This is a genomic window from Algibacter pacificus, assembly GCF_008033385.1.
Taxonomy (GTDB): Bacteria; Bacteroidota; Bacteroidia; order Flavobacteriales; family Flavobacteriaceae; genus Algibacter; species Algibacter pacificus.
The window spans coordinates 514,011-536,840 of the sequence record NZ_VOGY01000001.1 but is presented as its reverse complement, the minus strand read 5'-3'; the positions used below and the strand labels follow the sequence as shown (position 1 = coordinate 536,840).

Annotated in this window: 10 protein-coding genes; 1 reads left to right on the top strand and 9 read right to left on the bottom strand. The window is 34.9% G+C overall.

Annotated elements, in window-relative coordinates:
- The 8 genes from FQU21_RS02630 to FQU21_RS02595 are packed head-to-tail and all read right to left on the bottom strand — an operon-like array spanning position 1 to position 19,693.
- On the bottom strand, positions 1 to 705 hold the full coding sequence (locus FQU21_RS02630) for a 3-keto-disaccharide hydrolase (RefSeq protein ID WP_147676472.1): 705 nt from the start codon (positions 703 to 705) through the stop codon (positions 1 to 3).
- 17 nt (positions 706 to 722) lie between these two features.
- Positions 723 to 3,083, bottom strand: coding sequence for an alpha-L-rhamnosidase-related protein (locus FQU21_RS02625; RefSeq protein WP_147676471.1), 2,361 nt, complete (start codon positions 3,081 to 3,083; stop codon positions 723 to 725).
- A 9-nt stretch (positions 3,084 to 3,092) separates the two neighbouring features.
- Complete coding sequence (locus tag FQU21_RS02620; RefSeq protein ID WP_147676470.1) at positions 3,093 to 5,468, bottom strand: alpha-L-rhamnosidase-related protein; 2,376 nt, start codon at positions 5,466 to 5,468, stop codon at positions 3,093 to 3,095.
- 8 nt (positions 5,469 to 5,476) lie between these two features.
- Positions 5,477 to 8,764 (bottom strand): family 78 glycoside hydrolase catalytic domain, encoded by a 3,288-nt coding sequence (locus FQU21_RS02615; RefSeq protein WP_147676469.1) that lies wholly within the window; start codon positions 8,762 to 8,764, stop codon positions 5,477 to 5,479.
- Positions 8,765 to 8,789: 25 nt separating this feature from the next.
- The gene (locus tag FQU21_RS02610; protein ID WP_147676468.1) at positions 8,790 to 11,552 is read right to left on the bottom strand and encodes a family 78 glycoside hydrolase catalytic domain; all 2,763 of its coding nucleotides are present in this window, start codon (positions 11,550 to 11,552) and stop codon (positions 8,790 to 8,792) included.
- A gap of 34 nt (positions 11,553 to 11,586) precedes the next feature.
- Positions 11,587 to 13,917 (bottom strand): glycoside hydrolase family 78 protein, encoded by a 2,331-nt coding sequence (locus tag FQU21_RS02605; protein WP_147676467.1) that lies wholly within the window; start codon positions 13,915 to 13,917, stop codon positions 11,587 to 11,589.
- Between the two features lie 8 nt (positions 13,918 to 13,925).
- Positions 13,926 to 16,394: an alpha-L-rhamnosidase gene (locus FQU21_RS02600; RefSeq protein WP_147676466.1), complete on the bottom strand. Its 2,469-nt coding sequence runs from the start codon at positions 16,392 to 16,394 to the stop codon at positions 13,926 to 13,928.
- Positions 16,395 to 16,423: 29 nt separating this feature from the next.
- A complete protein-coding gene (locus FQU21_RS02595) occupies positions 16,424 to 19,693 on the bottom strand; it encodes a family 78 glycoside hydrolase catalytic domain (protein ID WP_147676465.1) in 3,270 nt (1,089 codons plus the stop codon).
- 204 nt (positions 19,694 to 19,897) lie between these two features.
- Here FQU21_RS02595 and FQU21_RS02590 point away from each other — a divergent pair, with 204 nt between their 5' ends.
- Positions 19,898 to 20,782: an AraC family transcriptional regulator gene (locus tag FQU21_RS02590; RefSeq protein WP_147676464.1), complete on the top strand. Its 885-nt coding sequence runs from the start codon at positions 19,898 to 19,900 to the stop codon at positions 20,780 to 20,782.
- A gap of 67 nt (positions 20,783 to 20,849) precedes the next feature.
- On the opposite strand, the gene FQU21_RS02585 is transcribed toward FQU21_RS02590, so the two are convergent.
- Entirely contained in the window at positions 20,850 to 22,766 is a 1,917-nt protein-coding gene (locus tag FQU21_RS02585) for an ulvan lysase-like protein (protein ID WP_147676463.1), read from the bottom strand.
- Positions 22,767 to 22,830: the final 64 nt, after the last annotated feature.

Here is a 22,830-nt window from a genome sequence, read left to right as displayed (position 1 = left end):
TTAAAGTTCTCTAATTTTTAAATTTCTCCAATGGATAATGCCTTGTTTTCCTCCATGAACTTGTAGACCGATAAAACCTGTTGGGAATTTGTTTTCTTCATCAATCCAATGAGCAGCAGGAATTCCGTTTACCCATGTTTTAAATACATTCCCTTCCACTTTAATGGTAAGCCTATTCCAACCACTTCTATCAATAGCATCTTTTAACGGTTTATGCTCAGGTGCTTTTAAAGGATAGAACCAGCCACCACAATTTTGACCATAAACACCTCCAGACCAACCACGACCTTTTTTAGCCAAATCTTCCATTTCGGCTTGTGGACCAATTACAGTATTTCTATTGGGGTCTTTTCTTATTCTTGAACGAATTTGAACTCCTGTATTTCCATCAACTTCCCATTTCATTTCACAAGTAAAAATAAAATCCGTGTATTCTTTATCGGTGCATAAAAAAGTACTTGGTCCAGCACTACAAGTACCTACAATTTCTCCTTTAATGACCTCAAAATTCATAGTACCTTGTTTGGTTGACCAACCGTTTAAGGTTATACCATCAAACAACGATTTGAATTTTTTACTTTTTAGTTTTGGTTCTTTATCTGTATTTAGGAGCTGTTTTTTATTTTTTTGATTGTTTTGTGCTAAAGTGCTCAATCCAATTAAAATGGCACTACATAGAATGAAAAATTGTTGTTTTGTTCTCATTAAAAAATTTTTATCAATTATTTATATGTAGTTATAAAATTCCAGCTTCCTGCTTCAACTTTAAAACAAATAAAATTGTCATCTTCACTTACAAATTTAACACCTTTTAATTTCTTTCTAAATTTTCCTTTTTTCAAAACTTCTTTAGCATTTACCAAAATTTTTAAAATTTCTTTCCCTTCTTTAGGAATGTAAACTGTAGCTGTGGTTTTGTTTGGAGAACTTAAATTTAGTTGATAGTTATTTGCTGTTTTATTGACTTCAACAGTAATATCACCTTTAATCGAAGGTACAACTTGTTTCACTGAGGTCATGTGTGCTAAATTCGGCTTTACTTCATAAGTTGACCAAGCAATATCGGTTGCCTTTACACCTGCTATGTATTTTGAAAGCACATAATTTGGTGCATTCCAAGCGTGGTTATAAGTACCTCGTAATTTGGGTTGGTATTTTTCATAAAGTGTAGTCAACCATTTACGATCCACTTGTTCTTGATAACGGTCTTTCATACGTTGCAGTCCTTTATCATATTGTCCAGTAATCATAATCGCTTCTTCAGCCAACCACTCCATATGCGGACTAGATTTTTTTACAGGAACTAGAACGCTATCAACTAAAATAGTATGATGTTCTTCTTTAGCTAAACCACTAAGAATAGCCAATGCACTTACACGCTCTTCAATTAATTTATTTTTAGAACCATAACGATTTCCTTGCCAATATTCTTTTTCAAAATTATTTTTAATACTGTTGATTCGTTTATCATACCAAGCAATATCTTTTTTTTCGTCTAGAACAATAGCCATTTTTTTCGCTGAGTTAAGCGCCATATAATATAACACCACATTTGTGGCTGTAGGGTCTGTATCTATACCCCAATCTACCCAATTGGCATAACCTTTTCTATGTTTTGGCAATCCATTAGGTTGCATAGACCATAGCTTTAAATAATTTAAAACAGCAGGATATGCATTTTCAAGTGTAGCTTTGTCTCCTGTATTGTAGTAGTATTGCCAAATTCCTTGATCTATATATTGCAAACTTTGTCCAGTCAATTCACTACTTTTTCCACGATACGCTCCAAATCCAGGTGCCAAACCTTGGATAGTATCTCCACTTCTATACGCAATAGTATTATCAATTCCTTTTTTCAACAGCAAACGTCCAGGTTCATCTAAAGTGTAAAAAACCGCTCCTGTTTGATCTGCTACATCGCCTACCCACAACCCACGTTCTCGATCCGGACAATCCATATACCCATCTCTAGCACAAACGTATAGAGTGTTTCGAGCCATCCACCATAAGCGAGTAAAATAAGGGTCACTAGTTTCAAAAGTTCCTGTCATTTCTCCTACACCTGTCCAACGATATTTTAGTTCTAATACTTCTACTCCTGCAGGTATGGTGTATTCTACAAAATGACCATTTATCCACGAATAACTTTCAAATGCCTGAACACCATCTTTAGTAATGTATGTCCCTTTTAGCATATTAAACGGATTATCCATATCGGCTATAATGGTTTTCCCTGCATCGCTATTCACCTTTAAATATGGTGTTATCTGTTGATTAAAAGGAAGTTTAGCTCGAATAACAACTGAAGAAACTGTTGTATTTTTATAAGGCAGTTCAATGGTGTTAGATGCTAATGTTAACGATTCATAATTAGCTAAACCTCTATCATTCCATTGCGGAATGGCTCTTTTAACTAAATTGCCCCAAGGTTTGCTATTTGCCATTCCTTTTTCTGTAGGTTTATCCCAGTTGCTATCATCAAATGAATTAGAATACCAAGCAGTATTAGACCAATCGCCCATAGCCTTTCGAGCATCGAACTTTACATTATAAGCATTCACTCTGTTTGCACTTTTACCGCCACCACCACTTTTAGGGTCGTAGGCAGGGTGTAGTTTTAATTTCCAATCTGCATTAGAAACTAAAACTTCTTCTCCTAAATCGGCGTGAAATAAAAGTCCACCTTTCCCACTATCATCGTGTACTTTTCGGGTTCTTCCCCAGTACCAAACCAAAATGGCAATGGTGTTTTTCCCTTCTTTTAAATAAGGTTTTAAATCAACTTCATCGTAATAATTAGTATTGGGTGCTGCACCTCTGGCCAATCCACCTTCAAATAATACCATGTTTCCGTTTAGCCAAAGCCAATACTTCGTGTCAACCGCAATTTTTGCTAGTGCTTCTTTTGGTGCTTCATTCAGGTCGAATGATTTTCGAAAGGCAACCCAGGTGTTTTCTGGCCCATCTTCTTGTTGCCAAATCCATTTTGCATTTTCCCAATCTGGGGTTGTAGTCCCCCATATTGTATTGGTAAAAGCTGTTATACAAAATAGAAAAATTAGAGTTTTTATTTTTAATCTCATTGTAACAGACTATTTATATGTTGCTTTTATAACCCAATTTTGCGATGTTAGTCTAAACTTTAAAAAGTTATCATCTTCAGAAATTGTCGTATCTAATCCTTTAGTTTCTTTCCCATTTTCCCAAAATACAAAACCATTAATTTCCACTTTACTAATTTCTTTTCCTGCTTTTGGTATTCCTACAACTACTGTAGTATTCCAAACATCTGGAGAGTCCAACTTTAATGTATAGGTACTATCAGTCTTTTTCATATCCATATTTATTTCTCCCACTACTGTAGGAATCGTTTTCTTTATATGCTTAAAATGCATCATTGTTGGCATAATTTGGTACTCACTCCACCCCACTTTAGTCGGTTCAACTCCGGCGATATATTTAGATAAAATTTTATTAGATCCATTCCAGGCATGATTATAACTTCCTCCTCTTGGAAACATTTCGTATAGTGTAGTGTTAGCTTTATTGTCTACTTGACTTTGATATTGCTCCTTCATTCTATGTAATGATGCTTTATATCGTCCTGCAATACACATCGCTTCTTCTACCAACCACTCGAAGTGCGGACTAGAATAACGATTAGGTATTAATACATTATCTACCACTTCATTGTAAAATTTAGGATTTGCAATTCCTGACACTATAGCAATCGCATTCGCTCTATCGTCTTTTAATTTATCTGCATTACTACTATAAAAACCATCTTTCCAATACGCTTTTTCAAATGCTGGCTTCATGGTTTGCATTCGTTTTTCATACCATTTTACATGAGTATCTTCTCCTAAAACTTCTGCCATTTTTTTAGCCTCTTTTAATGCTAGGTAGTAAAAAGCCGCTTGGATAGGCTTACTATCGGTCGTGTTTTTAACACCCCAATCTACCCAATCCCAAGAGTCTGGACTTTTTCCTTTTCTATATTCTGGCAATCCAGATTCTTGCATTGGAAATAACGCTAAATAATCATAAACAAAAGGATAGGCTTTTTCTAAAGTTTTTTTATCGCCTGTATTTAAATAATAAGGCCAAATACCCTGTGCAATAAATTGTAAACTTTGTGCCACCAATTCGCGAACTCTTAGCGGTCCTAAGGCTCCAATCACACCATTTTCACTGAATGCCGTCGTTTGTAAAATCGCCTTCTTTAGTAACTGACGTCCAGCATCATCCATAGAATAAAATAAATATCCAACTTGGTCTGCTACATCTCCAATCCATAAAGCACGTTCTCTATCTGGGCAATCCATAAAATTATCACGAGCACAAACAAACAGCGTGTTGTTACCCATCTGCCATAAGCGGTTATAAAACGGATCGTCAATTTCAAATGTACCCACCATTTCACCTACGCTCATCCATCTGTATTTTAGTGCTTTTACTTTAACACCTTCTGGAATAGTATAATGTATTTCATTACCGTTCATCCAAGAGAAACTCTCAAATTTTTGAGTTCCTGCTTTGGTAATGTAGGTGGCTGTAATTTTATTGAGTCTATTATCTGTGGTTACAAAAATGGTATCTCCTGCTTTGGCTTCAATCTCCAAATAAGGTGTAATTTGTTTGTTAAAAGGCAGTTTCGCTTTTATGGTTTTTCCTTGACTTATAAATGGAAATTTCAATTCATTATGGTTCTCATAATTTTGTAAACCGTGATTAACCAAATGTGGAACTATATTTTTTTCTACATTATACCAAGGTTTAACTCCTAATTTTCCTTTTTCTGTTGCTACCGGCCAAGAACTATCATCAAAACTAGACGTATACCAAGCATTATCAGACCAATCTTTCATGGCTTTTTGCGCATCAAATTGAACGGGATACTGCACTAAGGCTTTACTTGCTGGCGGTATGGTATTGTCGTATCCTGGATGCTGAATGGCTTTCCAAGATCCATCAGAAACAAGCTTTTGGTTTCCAATTTGAGCAGAGAATAGCAACCCACCTTTTCCACTATCAATATGGGTCCCTTTATGCGTTTCACGTCCCCAATACCAAACCAATATAGCAATGGTATTATTTCCCTTTTTTAAATAGGGTTGAATATTAACCGTTTCGTACCATGAATTGGTAGGTGTAATCTTTTCTTTTCGATTCCAATCTCCAGCTTGACTTGGTCCTCTTGACAATCCACCTTCAAACAATACCATGTCTCCATTAATCCATAACCAAAATTTACTATCTACAGATAAAAAAGCTTCTACCACTTCGGGAACTTCTTCTAAGGTTACTGTTTTTCTAAAACTCATCCATGTGTTCGATGGTCCATCTTCTTGTTGCCAAATCCATTGTGCACCTTCCCAATTTGGTGGAGTCGTTGCAAAAGATATTGAAGTTGTAAAAAGAATTACAAATAAGAATAAGGTGCCTCTATCACTGTTTTTTATGCGCATTTTTTTGACTAATTATTATTAAAAATTTTAATTTCTTTGATTGATGGAGTTTCTTTTGAATCTTCAATAAACAACCTAAATTTTCTAGTTTGAATTGATTTAAATTGATGAGTTTTATTTGATCCACAAGTTGTTCCGTTTATAATATCTTTCCAGGTACCATTTTCCCAATATTGTAATTTGTAAGATGTGATGTTATTCTCGTATTCATCTACTACAATTTGATTGAATGTTTGTGATTTTACCCATTCAACCTCTAAATATTGATTTTTAGTTTCGGTAGCTAACCAACGTGTTTCAGTATCTTCATCATTGACTCTAAAAGCTTCAAAAACGGGTAACTTTTCTGTTTTTATAAACATCGAACTCGCATTCATTCTTCCTAATTTTACAAGGTTCTGTATGTTATTTAACGGTTCTGGAAATTGTGCTTTTGGCAATTCATCAACTTTGAAATCGTAAACTCCAGATGTTACGTTATAGATGATATAATTACCTACTGCCTTACTTTTTTCTGATCCTACAAAAGTGATTCCTTTGGCATTTTCAGCTACAATACCACTTTCAGTAATACCGTCTTTACTTGTTGATGGCACATATACTTTTGCAGTCGTATTTATAGGTACTTCCATATGAAATGTTGCTTCTTTCCCTTCTCTTTTCCAATTGACAACCACATTTCCATACATAGATTCGTACTGCGTATTTGCAAACATTAAATCACCAACAGGAGCTGGTTTAATCATTATATTTTGCATACCCAATTGCTCTGGATTTGGGCGAATACCACCAAATCCTTTGATAAAATAGCCTCCAATTCCTGTATAACAAGTATGTATCTGGCTGTTTCCAATAGCAGACCAACGTTCTGGCCATGTCGTGTGTCCTTGTTCTAAGAAGTAACCATAACTAGGATGATGCTTGTCTTGCAACAATTCATAAATTAAATCCATGCGTTCTCCTGACTCTATAAAATATCGCGTATATAAAGCTTGCCCTGAACTTCCTGTATCATAATACGGAAAGTCATATAATATGTTATTTTCTAGTTGTGCTTCTACTTTTTCTTTTTCGGTTGCTGGTGTTACACCCGATAGTAAAGCAAAAGCTTGATCGACTTGGTACCCTTTTAAATATTTACCGGTTTCTGAATTGTAAGACAACTTATGAGTTGCTTCCTGCTGAACTTTAAGTCTTTCCTTATATCTTTTAGCATCTTCAGTTTTGTCCAATTCCTCAGCAATATGCATAGCATTATTTAACATAAAAGCATACAAACAATTATTAAAATGAGCCGCGTCTGGCGAATTACTACTTGTCCAAAAATTACCACGTGGTGTACACCAATCCCCTAAACCTGGCATTTCTCTTTTGCCTTGTTCTCCTATTTTTAAAGCACCACTAGTATCAGCATTCGAATGTTCATACAACCAAGTCATCCATTTTTGCATCGATTTATAATTGTCTTCCAATACTTTTTTATCGCCTAACATTCTGTACGTTTCCCAAACGGTTAAAGGATTATTGGCTTTCCACATTAAAAACGGACGATCTTCTTCGTTTAATACAGCTCTAGTTTGACCATCTTGGAGTTGTGCATCTCTTGTATATTGAAGATATTGATCCATATACGCTCCACTCTCAAAATTTGGTAATGCATCTCCATACATAGCAGCTACAGTTACTTCTCCCCAACCACGGCGTTCACGATGTGGACAATCTACCAAAATACCATCCATCGTATTAGCTAAATAGGTATTTAAATTAATTTGATAAATTTGATTAAGTTGCGCACTCGAAGATTCAAATTTGCTAATTTGTTTACGATTATTCGTTACTACATATCCTTTTGCATCTTCAATTTTAGGTTCGTAATTCAAGCCATAAACGGTAATCCATCTACCTCCTGCTACATTAAACCTGTTTTGAAATTTTCCTTTTCCTGATTTACCAAAAATGTATTTGCTTTTCTGTTTCCAGTTCATCACGACTCCTTTTTGATCGCTAATTTCAAATAAAATAGAATCGCCTGCTTTACCCTTAAATAATTCCATTTCGAAAAATCCGGTGTAGTTTTCTCCCATATCAACTCGGTAGGTTCCATTATCCAATTTATCAATTGCAATGGCATTTATTTCTTTAAACTTTACTTGAGGCTCTACCATTTGAGCACTTAACTCCGCCGTAATAGGGCCATATAAAGCTCTCAATTCTCTATCTTTATTACTGTTTAACGCAAAACTGATGTTGTTCCCTTCGGGGATTTTAGCATTTAATACCTCATGGTTATAAACTGTAGCATTAGCCCAATTACTATCATCGTATTCTGCCGTATTCCAATCATTTTCACGTTTTCTATCGTCAATGGTTTCGCCACCAAAACGCAAAATATCCCAATCGCCATAATATTCGGTATAGCTTTTTTTGGTTTTCCAACTAGTATCTGTTTTTAGGGTGACTTTTTCTCCTCCTGATATAATTTCGGCTTGTGCTTTAAACACAAAAGGCACCATTCTATATTCTCTGATTCGTTTCCATCTTGCCCAACCTGCAGCATGCCAAATGGCGATAACATTATCACCTTTTTTTAATTTATTGGCAATATCATAGGTTAAATACGGAATCCGTTTTTTCATATAAGAAGACACTGGATTCATAACATTTTCCGTCACTTTTTCTCCGTTTACGTATAATTCATGATACCCAAAAGACCCCACAAATACAAATGCTGATTCTGGATTTTCTTTTAATTCGAAATTTTTTCTATACCAGTTATGATCTGTCTTTTTTTGATCGGATTTTAAAATCCAATCCCCTTTCCAATCGGATTGTTTTAGTAATCCCATGGAGAATTTGCCAGAATCACTCCAATTAGAAGCGTTTCCATCTTTATCCCAAACTTTTACTTTCCAGAAATACTGTTTTGACGATTCTAAAGTTTTACCTTTATAAGTGTTATTTACAGATTGATTTGAATCTACTTTTCCTGAATCCCAAACATCGCCATTGTTGTTTTTAAGATTTTCTATACTACTTGCTACAAGCACCTGATACGCAGTTTGTTTCTGTCCTCTTGTTTGATTTTCTTCTATAATTTTCCAACTTAATCGCGGACTTGTATTATCTATTCCAAGAGGATTAGTACGGTATTCACACCGTAAATCCTTAATAGTAATATGGGGACTTTTTGTTTGGCAATTCATTAGTAAAATAAATAAGGCTACTAAAAAACTTAATTTAGTATAAAACCAAAACATTTTAAAATTTAAACTTTTTTCCATTATTATATTATTCATTTTTAAAAATAGACTTTAATGACTCTTATAACGCAACGCGATAACTGTGTTTTCCTGATTTAACATAATACTTTGCGTTGGGTAAAATAACTTGTGCGCTACAATTTACAGGGACTTCAATTTTATATTCGTAAACATTATTTGAAACTTTTTTCCATTCCGCTTTTATTTCTCCGTGAATAGAATTATAGCTTGCTTTAGCAAAATTCATTGCTTTAATAAAGTTTGGCTTTAAAATGATGTTTTGAAATCCAGGATTGGATTCATCTACATTAATCCCCACCATGTGTCTGTAAAAGAAATTATCTACAGCACCCATAAAATGATGCATATTAGAAGACGTGAATTTATAGCCTTCTGGTAACGTTGTTGCACCATTTTTTATCATCCACCCAAAAGATGGCCATTCTTCGTTAACAACTACTTTATGCATTATATCTGCATGTCCATTTTTGGGTAAGTATTCGTATGCGGAATGTACAGTAAAGATGCCTCCCCATAAATGATAGTCTTTATCTTTTACAATATTATTTACTACCTTTTTTTCTAACTGTTCTCTATATTTTTCTGGAACAATGCCGTAATTTAATGCCAAAATATTTACCACTGGCAAAAACTCATTAAACGATTTTAGCCCTTCATACTCTACTTTTTCTTCATTAAAAGCCCATTTTTGAATTCCTTTGTGAATACGTTCTACCTGTTGTTCTAAGCGCTTTTTATCTTTCTTTTTTCCTAATTTATCAGCCATGTAAGCCATACGTTTTAATACTAGATAAAAATTCATTGACGCAATCACTTCATTCCCTCCTGGCTTACCACCTCCTTTATATGTGGCATCATAAGGCGTAACCCAATCATTAAAGCGTTCTTTAAACATACCGTCTTTTTCGGGAATATTATTGAACTCCCAAGAGCGTTTTATAAAAAGCATCATTTTATCCCAATACAAATCAAACAAACGTGTATCGTTATAATATTGGTACATATACCAAGGAATATGAACTCCTGCAGATGACCATAAACTAGATTTTCCGGAACCATAATTATTAGCAGGAACTATGGCAGGAATTCCACCAAATTTATCTTGACCATCAAAAATATCTCTCGTAAACTTTGTCATTAATGCAGCTAGATCGTAATTCGCCATACCAAATTCCATTCCTGTAACTGCATCTCCTAACCATCCATTTTTTTCACGATGCGGACAATCTGTAGGGATACTGTGCAGATTAAAAATCAAGGATTTTCTACAGATGTCGTGTACCGCGTTTACGGTTTTGTCAGAGGATTCAAAATACCCCACTCTTGGTACATCAGAATGCACATATTTTACCTCAACATCCTCTAAGTTAAACTTTAGTTTTCTAAAACTTTTTACTTTGATATAGCGAAAAGCTTTATATGAAAAGCGACACTCTGCATATTCTACACCACCACCTTTACAAACGTAGGCCATTTGCTGAAGTCCTCCTGGTTGACTTACCGTAATTGGATCTTCATTTTCTCCAAAATAAATAGTAATACGCTGCCCCTTTTTAGCATTTTTGATACGTAAACGTACCCAACCAGACATATTGGTACCTACATCAAACCATTGGCCTCTACTAGAATTTTTTGTAGCTATGGGATGAAATGTTTTGGTAACACGAATAGGTTCGTTCATTTGAGAAACGAGTTCTCCTCCTGGATGTGGTGCTGAGTTTACTGTATTCCAACTTGAATCATCTAAGCCTACTTCACTCCAACCATTAATTTCTTTTGTAGCGTCATAAATTTCGCCCATATGTGGTCCATCATACACTACAGGGCCGCCTTTAACTTTCCAGCTTAAATCGCTAACAATATCTTTTGTGGTTCCGTCTTCATAGGTTACTTTAATACGACATATTAATTTTGGCTGACCAATCCAACCATTTTTGTTATGAAATCCCCAATGATCGTAAGCCATCATTCCATAAAAACCACGACCTAGCATGACACCTGCCATGTTTGCACCGTCTTTTACTTCGTTAGTAATATCGTGTGTAGCATATAAAATTGTTTTTCGATAATCTGTCCAACCTGGATCTAAAACAGAATTTCCAATTTTTTTACCATTGATATATAACTCATAATACCCAATTCCACTAATATATGCTTTGGCACTTTTAACCTTCTTTTGTAGGTCAAATCCTTTACGTAAAAGTGGTGCTGCATCATGTTTTTTATCATCAAAGAAATGATATCGTTCAAACATATTTAAATGGGCTCCAAAATAACTTGGTAATTGAAATTCGATGGCTTTAGATTCAACTTCCTTTTTTCGCCACCACTCATTTGCCCATTCGTCTTGATTCCGCCAAGCAATCCACTGTGCACCTTTCCAATCTTTTTCTTCAAACAAGCCTGTTGAAAAAGTAGCTATTTCACTCCAATTAGACACCTTGTTGTTCTTGTCCCAAACTCTGACTTTCCAATAATATTCTGATGCTGATTTTAAAGATTGTCCTTTGTAAATTATTTGAATATTATCTGAACTTCTTACTTTTTTAGAATTAAAAACGTTGCCAATATTATTTTTTATGTTTTCTTGAGATGAAGCGACAATAATTTGATAGGCTTTTTGAAATTGCCCCATCTCTTCTGATTTTAATTTCCAGAAAAAACGTGGTTTTGTCATATCTACACCTTCTGGGTTTTCGCGATATTCTAATTTTAAATCGTAAGGTTGTATTTGTGCAGATATGTTTTGCACACTAATATTCAATAATATTGTAAGAACTACAATTTTGATATGCTTTTTCATTTAATTTACTATTCTTAATGTATTTCTATAAAAACTAGTCCGTAATCTTCAAATTATCAAAAAGGTTTTCATCGTACGAACTTGATAACATCGTATAACCTGAAGCCTGCTTATGTGATACTGTCAATAACAAATCTCCATCAACAAAGGCTTCTATATTTTCATTTTGAAATTTAAGTTTAAGATTATGCCATTGATTACCATCAAAACTGGCAATACTACCTTCCTTAATTAAAGTCTTATCAAAAATCAGTTTCCAATGTCCATTCTTTGCTACCTGAAAACGATAGCCTTTTAAATAACTCCCCTGTACACGACCTCCTAATTCTACATTACCACCTTCAATAAACACATCTACGCTACATGTATAATTTTTCCAATTAACATCACCTACTAAGGTATTTGGTTTTATATTAGAACGTCGATATACTCGCATCCAATCGTAACCTTGTTCAGGTACAATTTGCTTTAAACATTGAGAACCATCTTCTTTTAATGCAATTTCAAAACTCCCTGTTTGATCTGAATGGTATTTAGGTAAATCTCCTAATTTTCGATCTTCGTAGTCTTCATAATATGGAAAAGGAAATGGTTCTTCTTTAGGAATTTCATAAGTCCCTTTTTGCTGACCAGAAGTCGTGGTTAAAGAGTAAATACTTTGCGCATCTAATGAAACTTTTATCATTCCATCTTTCGGAACAATATTTTCTTGCTTTACAAATTGTTCATTTTCGTTAGACTTCCAAACACTAATCGTATCTAAAGAGAATCCTTCTCCTATTTTAACCTCAATGTCTTCTTGCTTTTCAGTACAAATAATCATACTCCAATTAGTACTATTCTTTTCCTTCAATGTAACACAACTTCCTTTGTAAGTACTGCTTTTAAAAAGACCACATGCACTATTTAGATACTGCCAATTTAGAGGTTCGGCAAACTGCGTTGTATGCGCTGTTGCCCAAATAGTTGGCCAAACTTCATAATAACCACTCCACGGACTATTGGCTTTCATGGCACCTGCTTTATCCCAAGTTACAGATTTGTATATTGAGCCTATTGGTGCCCAAATTAATGTTTTAGTAATTCGGTCACGGATGTAAAACTTATTATAAACACGTGCTAAATTTAACGCTCCAGCGCCTCCCCAGTCTTTTCCTGTCCAGCTCCAATCTTCACTAGCCCATAATGGTTTACCTGTGTTTTTTGCTTTTTCAGTTGTTGGTCTACCACGACCATCTACCATATTTTCGGTGAACTCCCTTCCTGTTACATAGTGGTAGCCTACAGCCTCAACAATAGTATCAAAAGCTTTATCATTTTCAAATTCGTCGAATATTTTCCAGTCGCCACTATTGTCATCAGGTCCTTGAATTTTCACATTCTGATAACCCCTACTGTTCAATAATGGACGCACTTGATTCACTAACCAATCACGATTTGTATAATTCTCATTCTCTGCAGCAGCTACCCAGTCAATATCTAAACCCCATTGTTTTTTAGCTACATCTAGAAAGCTAACAAAATATGCTGCTGATTCCTGAGTAAAAATGTTAGGTTTTAAATATGCCGGAAAACTCCAAGGTAAATATTCAAGAATTACTTCCGAATTTCTATTTTTAGCCTCTTTCATCAACCAAAATTCATAACCGCGAGATACTGGTTTTTTTAACTCCTCTCGTGTAATCGCATGAGAAGGTTCTGATCCGCAAGTAGAGTTTTCGCCTCCTCCCATTTCAACTTTTAGATGCTGAAAACCAGCACCAAATTTAGGTTTGAACAAAAGGTCGAGTATTTGACCTCGAACTGGATCTTCATAATCATACAATAAATCAGAAGAAGCACCTGCACTTACCCCTCCAATACCTTCGAAAACCCGACCTGAGTCATTTTTATCTAAGATGATTTGTACAACCCCATTGAGCTTTGTGAATACATGTGGTTGGAATGGTTTTTCTGGATTTTGAATTTCACCCATCTCGAACCAAGAAGGTTCGCTATGAGCTACTCCACGATTATTACCCCAAACCATTACCTTCCAGTAAATTCTCTGACCAGATTTGAGAGGTGCTCCACAATATTTAAATGGACCAGTTTCTGAAGTACTGGTTGGTCCTGTATCCCAAATATCTGGGTATTTAAGTTTTTCAATTGATGTAGCCATCATAATACGATACCCTCCTTGTATAGGGCTCTTTTCATTTCCAATATATGCCCAACTAAAAGTGGGATTTGTATCTACTATACCAGATGGATTTACTTGGCCATTACATTTTAAATCCTTAACATCAATACCATATGTTAGAGAACAAAAAAACAAAAGGCAAAATAAAATCGAATTCTGGTAATAATTTGTTGGCTTTGTCATATTTTCAATTATTTAATAGTTATTATATATTTACCTGAGGTCAAATCAAACATATTATGTTTAACGCTTTTGTTATTTACTTTGATTTGTTTTGATGCATACATTGGCAATTCAACAAAAGCAGAAGAATTTTCTGGAATTGTAACAGACCACGTTATTTTACCTTCGTTCTTTTTCCAATTGCTTTCTATTTTTCCTTGTGGCGATTTATAAGACACCTCGCACCATTCTAAACCTTCTAAAAAAGTTGGCTTTAAGTAAAATTTTTGAAATCCTGGGTTATTTTCATCGGGTCTTATCCCTCCTAAACTTTCGTGAAAACTAGCAGCAAACCCGCTATTCATTGGGTGATTGAAGGAGTTTCTGTAATACCTTTTACTTTTATCCCAATTAGCAATTAGCTCTGGCCAAGTTGATAAATTGTGCTCTTCGGTAACAAACCCTAAACTAGGGTAATCTGTAATGTCCCATAAATGTTTGGTTACTTTATGATGTCCAAAATCATTAAGTATGGTATACAAAGGACGATGACCAAAAATACCGGTGGTAAAATGACCTTGATTGTCTTTCATTATTAGATTTGACAAATTATCTGCAACCAATTGTTTTTTATTTTCATCAACTAAATCAAGATGTAAAGCAAAAGCATTTCCGGTTTGAGAACCATAAGAATTTGATTCCTCACTAAAAAACCTTTCGTTAAATGCCTTTTTAACAACTGTTGCTTTTTCTCCATATTTAACAGCAGCTTTGTCTTTATGTAATAAAACAGCCATTTTTTGCATGGCAACCAAAGATTGATAGTACAGTGCTGTAGAGGTTAATGCTGGTGGTGTATCCATATTTGGATTTCCTCCTGGAGGACACCAGTCGCCATAGCCGCCATTTATAATACCTTTTTCTTGTACTTTTTCATCTAAATAAGCCATCCAACCTTGCATCATATCCCAAGATTTTTTTACTATGCTTGTATCTCCATAATACACATAAGAAAAGTAGGGAATCATTACTGTAGCAGCACCCCAATCTGGTCTTGCCTGAAGGTTTAAACGCTTTCCAACAGAAACATTGGCTGGTGCTCTTTTATCATAAGGAAACGGATCTTTAAAATGTGCTTTAGAAACTCCAAGAACGGTTTGCATGTCTCTCGTTGTTTTTTGCCATAAACGCTGTAAATCAAAATTATAACTTGCCGCTTCGGCAACAACATAAGCATCGCCCATCCATGCACAACGTTCTCTGTGTGGACAATCACTTAACAAGCCTTGAATATTATCTTCTATGGTCAACATAGACACCTCGTAAAATTTATTTATTTGTTCATCTGAACATTCAAACGTTCCTATGCGTTCAACATCAGTTCTTACTAACCAACCTTTAAATTGATCTATTGTTGGTTTATTTTTCAATCCTTCTATTTGCACATATTGAAAACCATGATACGTAAAACGCGGCTCCCAAGTTTCAACGCCATCACCTTTAGCAATATAGATATCTGTTTGGGTGTTTCCTGTAACATGAATACCTGTTGATGCTGGGTCAATGTTTTGTTTATCTGGCATTAAATGCTCTGAAAAACGCATTTTCACTTCTGTCCCTTCTTTTTCTTCAACCTGTATTTGCAACCAACCTGTTATGTTTTGTCCCATATCAATGATCCACCCTTTTTCAGCAGGAAGAATTGCCACTGGTGTAATTTCTCTAACCTTTTTCATAGGCTCTAATTCTTGCTCTATTAAGTTGGTTGTTGGCGCTTTCATCAATTCTACTGCACCCCAAGAATTATCATTAAAAGCAAAACGAGACCAACCTTCTTCTTCTTTTCTAGCATCATAAGTTTCTCCATGATATAGGTTATCAAAAAGGATAGGACTGTTTTCAGCTTTCCAGCTTTCATCTGTTGTAATTTGTTTTGATGTGCCGTCTTTATACCTAATATCTAGTACCATAATTGCGCGTGGCTTTCCGTAAGCAAGCCCTGGCCAAAAGGCTATATTTTGACCATAAAATCCGTTACCCAACATAATTCCCAATCCATTATTTTCTTTAAGAAGCTTAGTCACATTATGACGTACAAAAAAAGCATGTTTATTATAAGAGGTTTGAGCTGGATCAAGCACTCGGTCTCCCACTTTATTCTCATTAAGATATAATTCATAAAGCCCTAAACCACAAATAGCAATTTCTGCAGATTCTATTTCTTTTGTTACTGAAAAAGATTTTCTTAGTAAAACTGATGGATGTGCTATACGTCGAACCGCTTTTAGTTCGTCTTCCGTTGGCTGCCAAGTATTAATATCCATTGGAGGTTGATTTCTAACAAAATCTCTTGCCGCCCATTTTTCTGGACGATTGTCTTTGGTATAGCCAATCCACTTAGCGTCGTCCCAATTAACAGTGTTATTTTGGGTTTGCCCCTTAACGCTTAAAATCTGAATTAAAAAAAATGTTTGAATTAAAAGAATTTTAAGTTTCATTATATGGCTTTGTTTTAAATATGAATAATTTATTTATTATAAATCTGAAACTCAGAAATCATTGGTTTTTTCTTTGCTTCTGATATCAATACCCTACATTTTGATGTCGTAATGGCTGTAAAATCATGACTCTTATTAGCTCCACAAGCGGAGCCAGTTGCAATAGTTTTCCAGTTACCATTTTCTAAATATTGAATGGTATAATTAGTAATATGATTTCCAACCTCATCAACAATCACTTTGTTAAAGGTTTGCGGTTTAAACCACTCTATTTCTATCCATTCATTTGATGCAGAACTTGCTTTCCAATGTGTTTCTTGATTTTCATCGTTAGCACGAAAAGCTTCAAAAACTGGTAATTTTTCAGATTGAATAGTCATGGAAGACGCATTCATTCTTCCTATAGTTGCTAAATTATCGGATTCCACTATTGGCTCTGGATAATTTACTTTAGGTAATGCTGACACTTTAAAATCATAAACCCCAGAGCCCACTTTATAGATTATATAATTACCCACAGCATCACTTTTTTCAGTTCCAATATATGCAATGCCTTCAGAGGATTCTGCTGCACTTTCACCTTCAAAAACGACTTCTTTTTTAGTTGCCGGAATATATACTTTTGCTGATGTGTTCACTGGAACTTCTATATGAAATGTAGCACTTTCTGATGCTTTTTTCCAATTAGAAATAATTTTGCCATACATAGATTTATACTCTGTATTTGCAAAAGTTAAATCGCCAACCGGTGCTGGTTTAACTATAAAGTGTTGCATGCCTTGTTTATCATCATCTGGACGAATACCTGCAAATCCTTTTATAAAATAGCCACCAATACCTGTATAGCAAGTATGTATTTGGCTATTTCCAATGGCAGACCACCGCTCTGGCCACACCGTTTTACCTTGCTCTATAAAATATCCATAACTTGGGTGGCGTTTGTCTTTCAACAATTCATAAATCAAATCCATACGTTCGCCGTATTCTGTAAAATAGCGCGTGTATAATGCTTGTCCAGAACTCCCTGTATCGTAATACGGAAACTTATACAGCACTTGGTCTATCAAATTATCATACACTTTTTCTTTTTCAGAATTTGGAGTAACGCCAGAAAGTAAAGCAAACGCTTGATTTACCTGATGCCCGAGACCATACTTACCGGTTTCTGAATTATAGATATTTGTATGGGTTGCTTTACGTTGCACCTCTAATCGTTTTTTATAAATTTCTGCATCTTCTTGTTTATTTAAAGCTTCTGCTATGTGTAATGCATTTTCAAGCATAAAGGCATACACACAATTGTTAAAGTGTGCCGATTCTGGCGAATTACTTGAGGTCCAAAAATTTCCTCTTGGCGTACACCAATCGCCTAAACCTGGAAATTCTAAGGAACCTCGTGTGCCAATTTTAAGTCCTCCTCCTGTATCGTAATCAGAGTGTTCATAGAGCCATTGCATCCATTTTTGTAGGGTTGGATAATGGTTTTCTAGCAGTTTTTTATCACCTAGCATTCGGTAAGTTTCCCAAATGGTAATTGGGCTGTTTGCCATCCACATTAAAAACTCAAAATCGTCGCCGTTAATCACCGCTCGCATTTTACCATCATCTGCTTGGGCGTCTTGCATAAATTGGGCGTATTGCGCCATATAAGCGCCACTTTCAAAATTTGGTAAAGCATCGCCATACATGGCAGCTACAGTAACTTCTCCCCAACCACGGCGTTCACGGTGCGGACAATCTACCAAAATACCATCAATAGTATTAGCGATGTACGTATTTAAATTAACTTGGTAGATTTGATTTAGTAGTTCGCTTGAACTTTTGAATTTACTAATTTGCTTTCGGTTATTAGTAATCACATAACCTTTAATATCTTTTAAATCTGGTTTGTAATTAATCCCTTCAATAGTTACCCAACGTCCTCCTGCCAAGTTAAAACGATTGGTAAAATGTCCTGTTCCTGTTTTATCAAAAACATATTTACTCCGTTGATCCCAAGACGATTTTACAACTTTTCTATCTGCTATTTTAAACGTCACGGTATCGCCTGCTTTACCATTAAAAAGATTCATTTCAAAAAAACCCGTGTAGTTTTCTCCCATATCAATCACATAGTTTCCTGCCTCATCTTTTTGAACACCAATGGGTTTTACTTCTTTATACTTTACTTGTGGTTCAACCATTTGAGCACTTAAAGTTGCCGTAATTTTACTTGTTGGTGGGTTTTCATCTGTACTGGGTACCACAATGGCTCCTTTAGGACCTAAATTAATATTGGCAATACCAACTTCTTTAGCTTTATTATTATCAAAAACTACTGCGTTTTGCCAATTAGAATCGTTATAGCTAACCGTATTCCAATCGTCTTCACGTAAACGTTCATCTATAATTTCGCCTCCAAAATCTTTAATATCCCAGCGTCCAACATAAGCACTGTAACTCTTTTTACATTTCCAAGAGGCATCTGTATTAAATACTACATTTTTATTCCCAAGTTTAATATCGGCTTGGGCTTTAAACACAAAGGGCGCATCGTAATAGGCTTTAATTCTTCCCCAACGCGACCATCCAGCCGCATGCCAAATACCAATAACGTTATCGCCTTTTTTAAGATGTTTTTTAATATCATAGGTTAAATAAGGCAACCGCTTTTTTACGAATGAATACACAGGATTCATAACCGCGTTACTTACTTTTTGTCCATTGACGTATACTTCGTGATACCCAAAAGATACGACATAAATAAATGCTGATTGCGGATTTTCTTCTAGCTTAAAGTTTTTTCTATACCAATTATGATCTTTTTTATTTTGATCTTTTTTGTAAATCCACTCGGCTTTCCAATCATCTTGATGTAATAAACCCATTGAAAAGTGAGCCACTTTGCTCCAAGTAGAAACATAATTTGAAACATCCCATACTTTTACTTTCCAGAAATATTGTTTTGCAGACTCCAAAGGATTACCATTAAATTTCACATTAACAGATTGATTAGAGCTTATTTTTCCAGAATCCCAGACATCTCCAATATTATTATCTAAATGCTTTAAGGTACTGGCTACTAAAATTTGATATGCCGTTTGTTTTTGGCTTCTGGTTTGGTTTTTATCAACAAGATTCCAACTAAACCTTGGGGCAGTGTTATCTATTCCTAACGGGTTTGTTCGGTACTCTAATTTTAAATCTGCCAATTCCAGTGTGGTCACTGATTTACAGGCTAAAAAACTAGTGCATAGTGCCACTGTAAAAAAAGCAAAAAGACATTTTGGTAATGTGGTGTAGTTTAGTTGAGTTTTCATTTTTTATAAAAAATTTGTTTTTATTCTAACAAAAAAACACATGTTTTTTGTTTTAAAGATATTCCTAAGATCTAAATTTATTATCCTGTAATATCATGTATTGGGTAAAGTGAGATTTTTAGTATAAAATTTAGTTTGGTAAATTTCGTGATTAATAATGCTTTTATCTATTGACATTTTGATATATTAGTAGCACAAAATGATATGAAAAACAAATACCGTAAACACCTAATTACCTCTAAAAAAGATAAACTATGGGGGTTTTACATAAATAACTTAGGACGAAATGTTATTAAAAAACATACCAAATACCCATCCATGGATCATCCTGACCAGTATATTTTTACTTGGGAAAAAGGACGTATTTTAAATGAATTCCATATTGTTTTTATAACTAAGGGAACGGGGGTTTTTGAAAGCCACGCTACTGGAAAAATAAAAGTATCTGATGGTGATATCTTTTTATTATTTCCAGGTGTTTGGCATCGCTACAAACCCCAAAAAAGTACAGGTTGGACAGAACGTTGGGTTGGGTTTTCTGGTGCCATTGCCAAACAATTTTTATCCAATGGTTTTTTTAATGCTGATGAACCTATTGTTTCTAAATGCAATACACCTGCAGTATTACATCATTTTAACACACTATTCAAATTATTTGATGAAGCTGCTTATGGCTATCAACATGTGGCTTCTGGAGTTTGTATTCAGCTCATGGCAGAATTGCATAATATTAAAAGCGGTGGTAGTAACTTGGACGATTTAAATTCCATGATATCTCGTGCAAAAAGCATCATGTATAAAAACATAAACAGTTCTATTAACCTTATTGAAATAGCTTCGGATTTGGGCGTAAGTTATTCTAAATTCCGAATAGATTTTAAGAAACAAACCGGAGTTTCTCCTCTACAATATCATTTACTATTAAAAATTGAAAAATCTAAAGAGTTACTATTAAACTCTAATAAATCTCAAAAAGAAATAGCCTTCGAATTGGGTTTTGAGTCTGAAGTGTATTTCAATAGATTGTTTAAAATAAAAACAGGATGGGCTCCCGGTAAATTTAGGAACTTAAGTAAGGACCTCTTGTAATTTATTGATATTCTAATTAAAAAAAAGTAGGGAATCATTTAAAATAATCCCCTACCTTGATAAGCTGTTAACTTACTGTTATAGATAACTCTATCGTTTTACTCTCTTCTTCAAAAAACACTTCTAAAGGCAAGGCTTCAACCCCTGGCACCATATTAAAAGTACGTTTTCCTTCAATCTCCTTAATCTTTATAGGCCCACTAGCTTTTATAGTAACTAACCCTTCAGGTTTTTGGATGGTAATTTCGTTTTCACTAAGATTTGCAACCACTTCACTGGAAGGCGAAATAATGGGTAATACAAAAGCTGTTTGAGCTTTAACATCTTGTTTTGTGGCTACTTTAATTTCAGTTTTATTGGTAGAACAGATGTAAGCTATATTAAATACAGACGCAGTTTCTGTAACGTCCTCTCTATCTACATTTTTAAGTTTTACGTCGGCCAACAACTCTATAGTTTCATTTTCATCTTTGCTTTTTACTGTAGCTGGTAAATCGTATAAATTTGTATACCAAACATCGTCTTTAAAAGTTTCAATACGTGGCGTTAAACAAATATCTTTACCTGGTTGAGGCTGTTGATTATTCTTTTCAACTAAATGATATTCTGCCATACTTGCAGCACACAATAAACCTACTTTATTGTGAAATAAAACGCCTAAAGCGCCTCCTGAAGCTTGACGAAAATCGTATTTATAATGATATTCTGCATCGTAAGCACTTACTGTGCCTCTCCAATCGCCTCGTGCAAAAAGATACACATCTAAATCTTTAAAGTGCTTTACACCATCTGCTGTGGTTCTTGGTAAACTGGTATTGGCATTTATTTCTGGTAAATGCTCCCAATGATCTAACAATGCAGCTAGTGGTTTGGCATGTGTAAAGGTATGATGTACACAAGGCGGAATGCCTGCTTCTATAAAACCAGGACCTCCATGAATTAAGCCATCTGCTGTACATCTTTGCAATAATTCTGTGTTTTTTACTGCTGCTGTTCCAAAAGCAGGATTGATATTCGCCATCATTCCAAATGCTGGTTGACTACCATCGCAGGTTCTACTTCCCCAGTAGCTCCATTTGTACATGCGGTTTCCCCAACTGTTATCCCAAGCACCGTCTGGTAGCATAAATTCTAAATGACTATTTAAAGATTTGGTTAAGATTTGTAATAATTCTTCATCTTTTTCTTTAATGGAATACATTACCAAACTATTCAGAGTTTCTTCTACATTATACCCTAAATCTACACCATGCAAACCTTTTTCACTTAACTTACTTGAACTCTTTTTACATTCGCCAAAAAGCAAACCTTCATTTTCTGTAAAATATACTTTCACTTCTGAAGCTAATTTTTTACTCTTGGCTTTAAAATCTTCTCTTCCTAACACATTTCCTATCAAATTCAATCCATAGACTGCTGTTCCTGGATAATTGATATTGGTAAAATCTATTGTGAATGTATCGTAAATGTATTGCCCCGCTTTCTCTAAACGATTTGTCCAAGCTTTGCGAGTTATTTCGTCTAAAACATGACCATGGTAATGCAGGGCTTCCGCCAATGCAATAGCTCCAAAAATCGTTATTCCTTTCCAAGATTTTGGGTTTTTAATTACCGTCCAAGCGCCATTTTCTTGAGAGACGTTATTTTCTGCCCAAGTCATGACTAATTTAGCACCTTCTACGTATTTATCATCTCCTGTTTTGTCTGCCATATATAAAAACGGATATACCGCATCCATACAGCGTCCGTGAATATGTGAGCAAGACGGACAGCCTAAAGCACCATGTTCTTCTAGGTTTGAAGGATTATTAATTTGCACTTTTAACATACCATCGCTCCAGTCTTTTAACAACCCTGTTATAAGGTTTTTAAATTCTAAAGAATGTTCTGGATGACTAGTACATGCATTTAATATTCCTGACATGGGTAATGATAAACCAACACCCGCTAAAGCTGAAATTTGAATAAAGTTGCGTCTTTTCATTTAATAATTTTATTAGAAAAAATAAATTTATGGACATCATTTTTAAAAACTATCCTGTTTTATC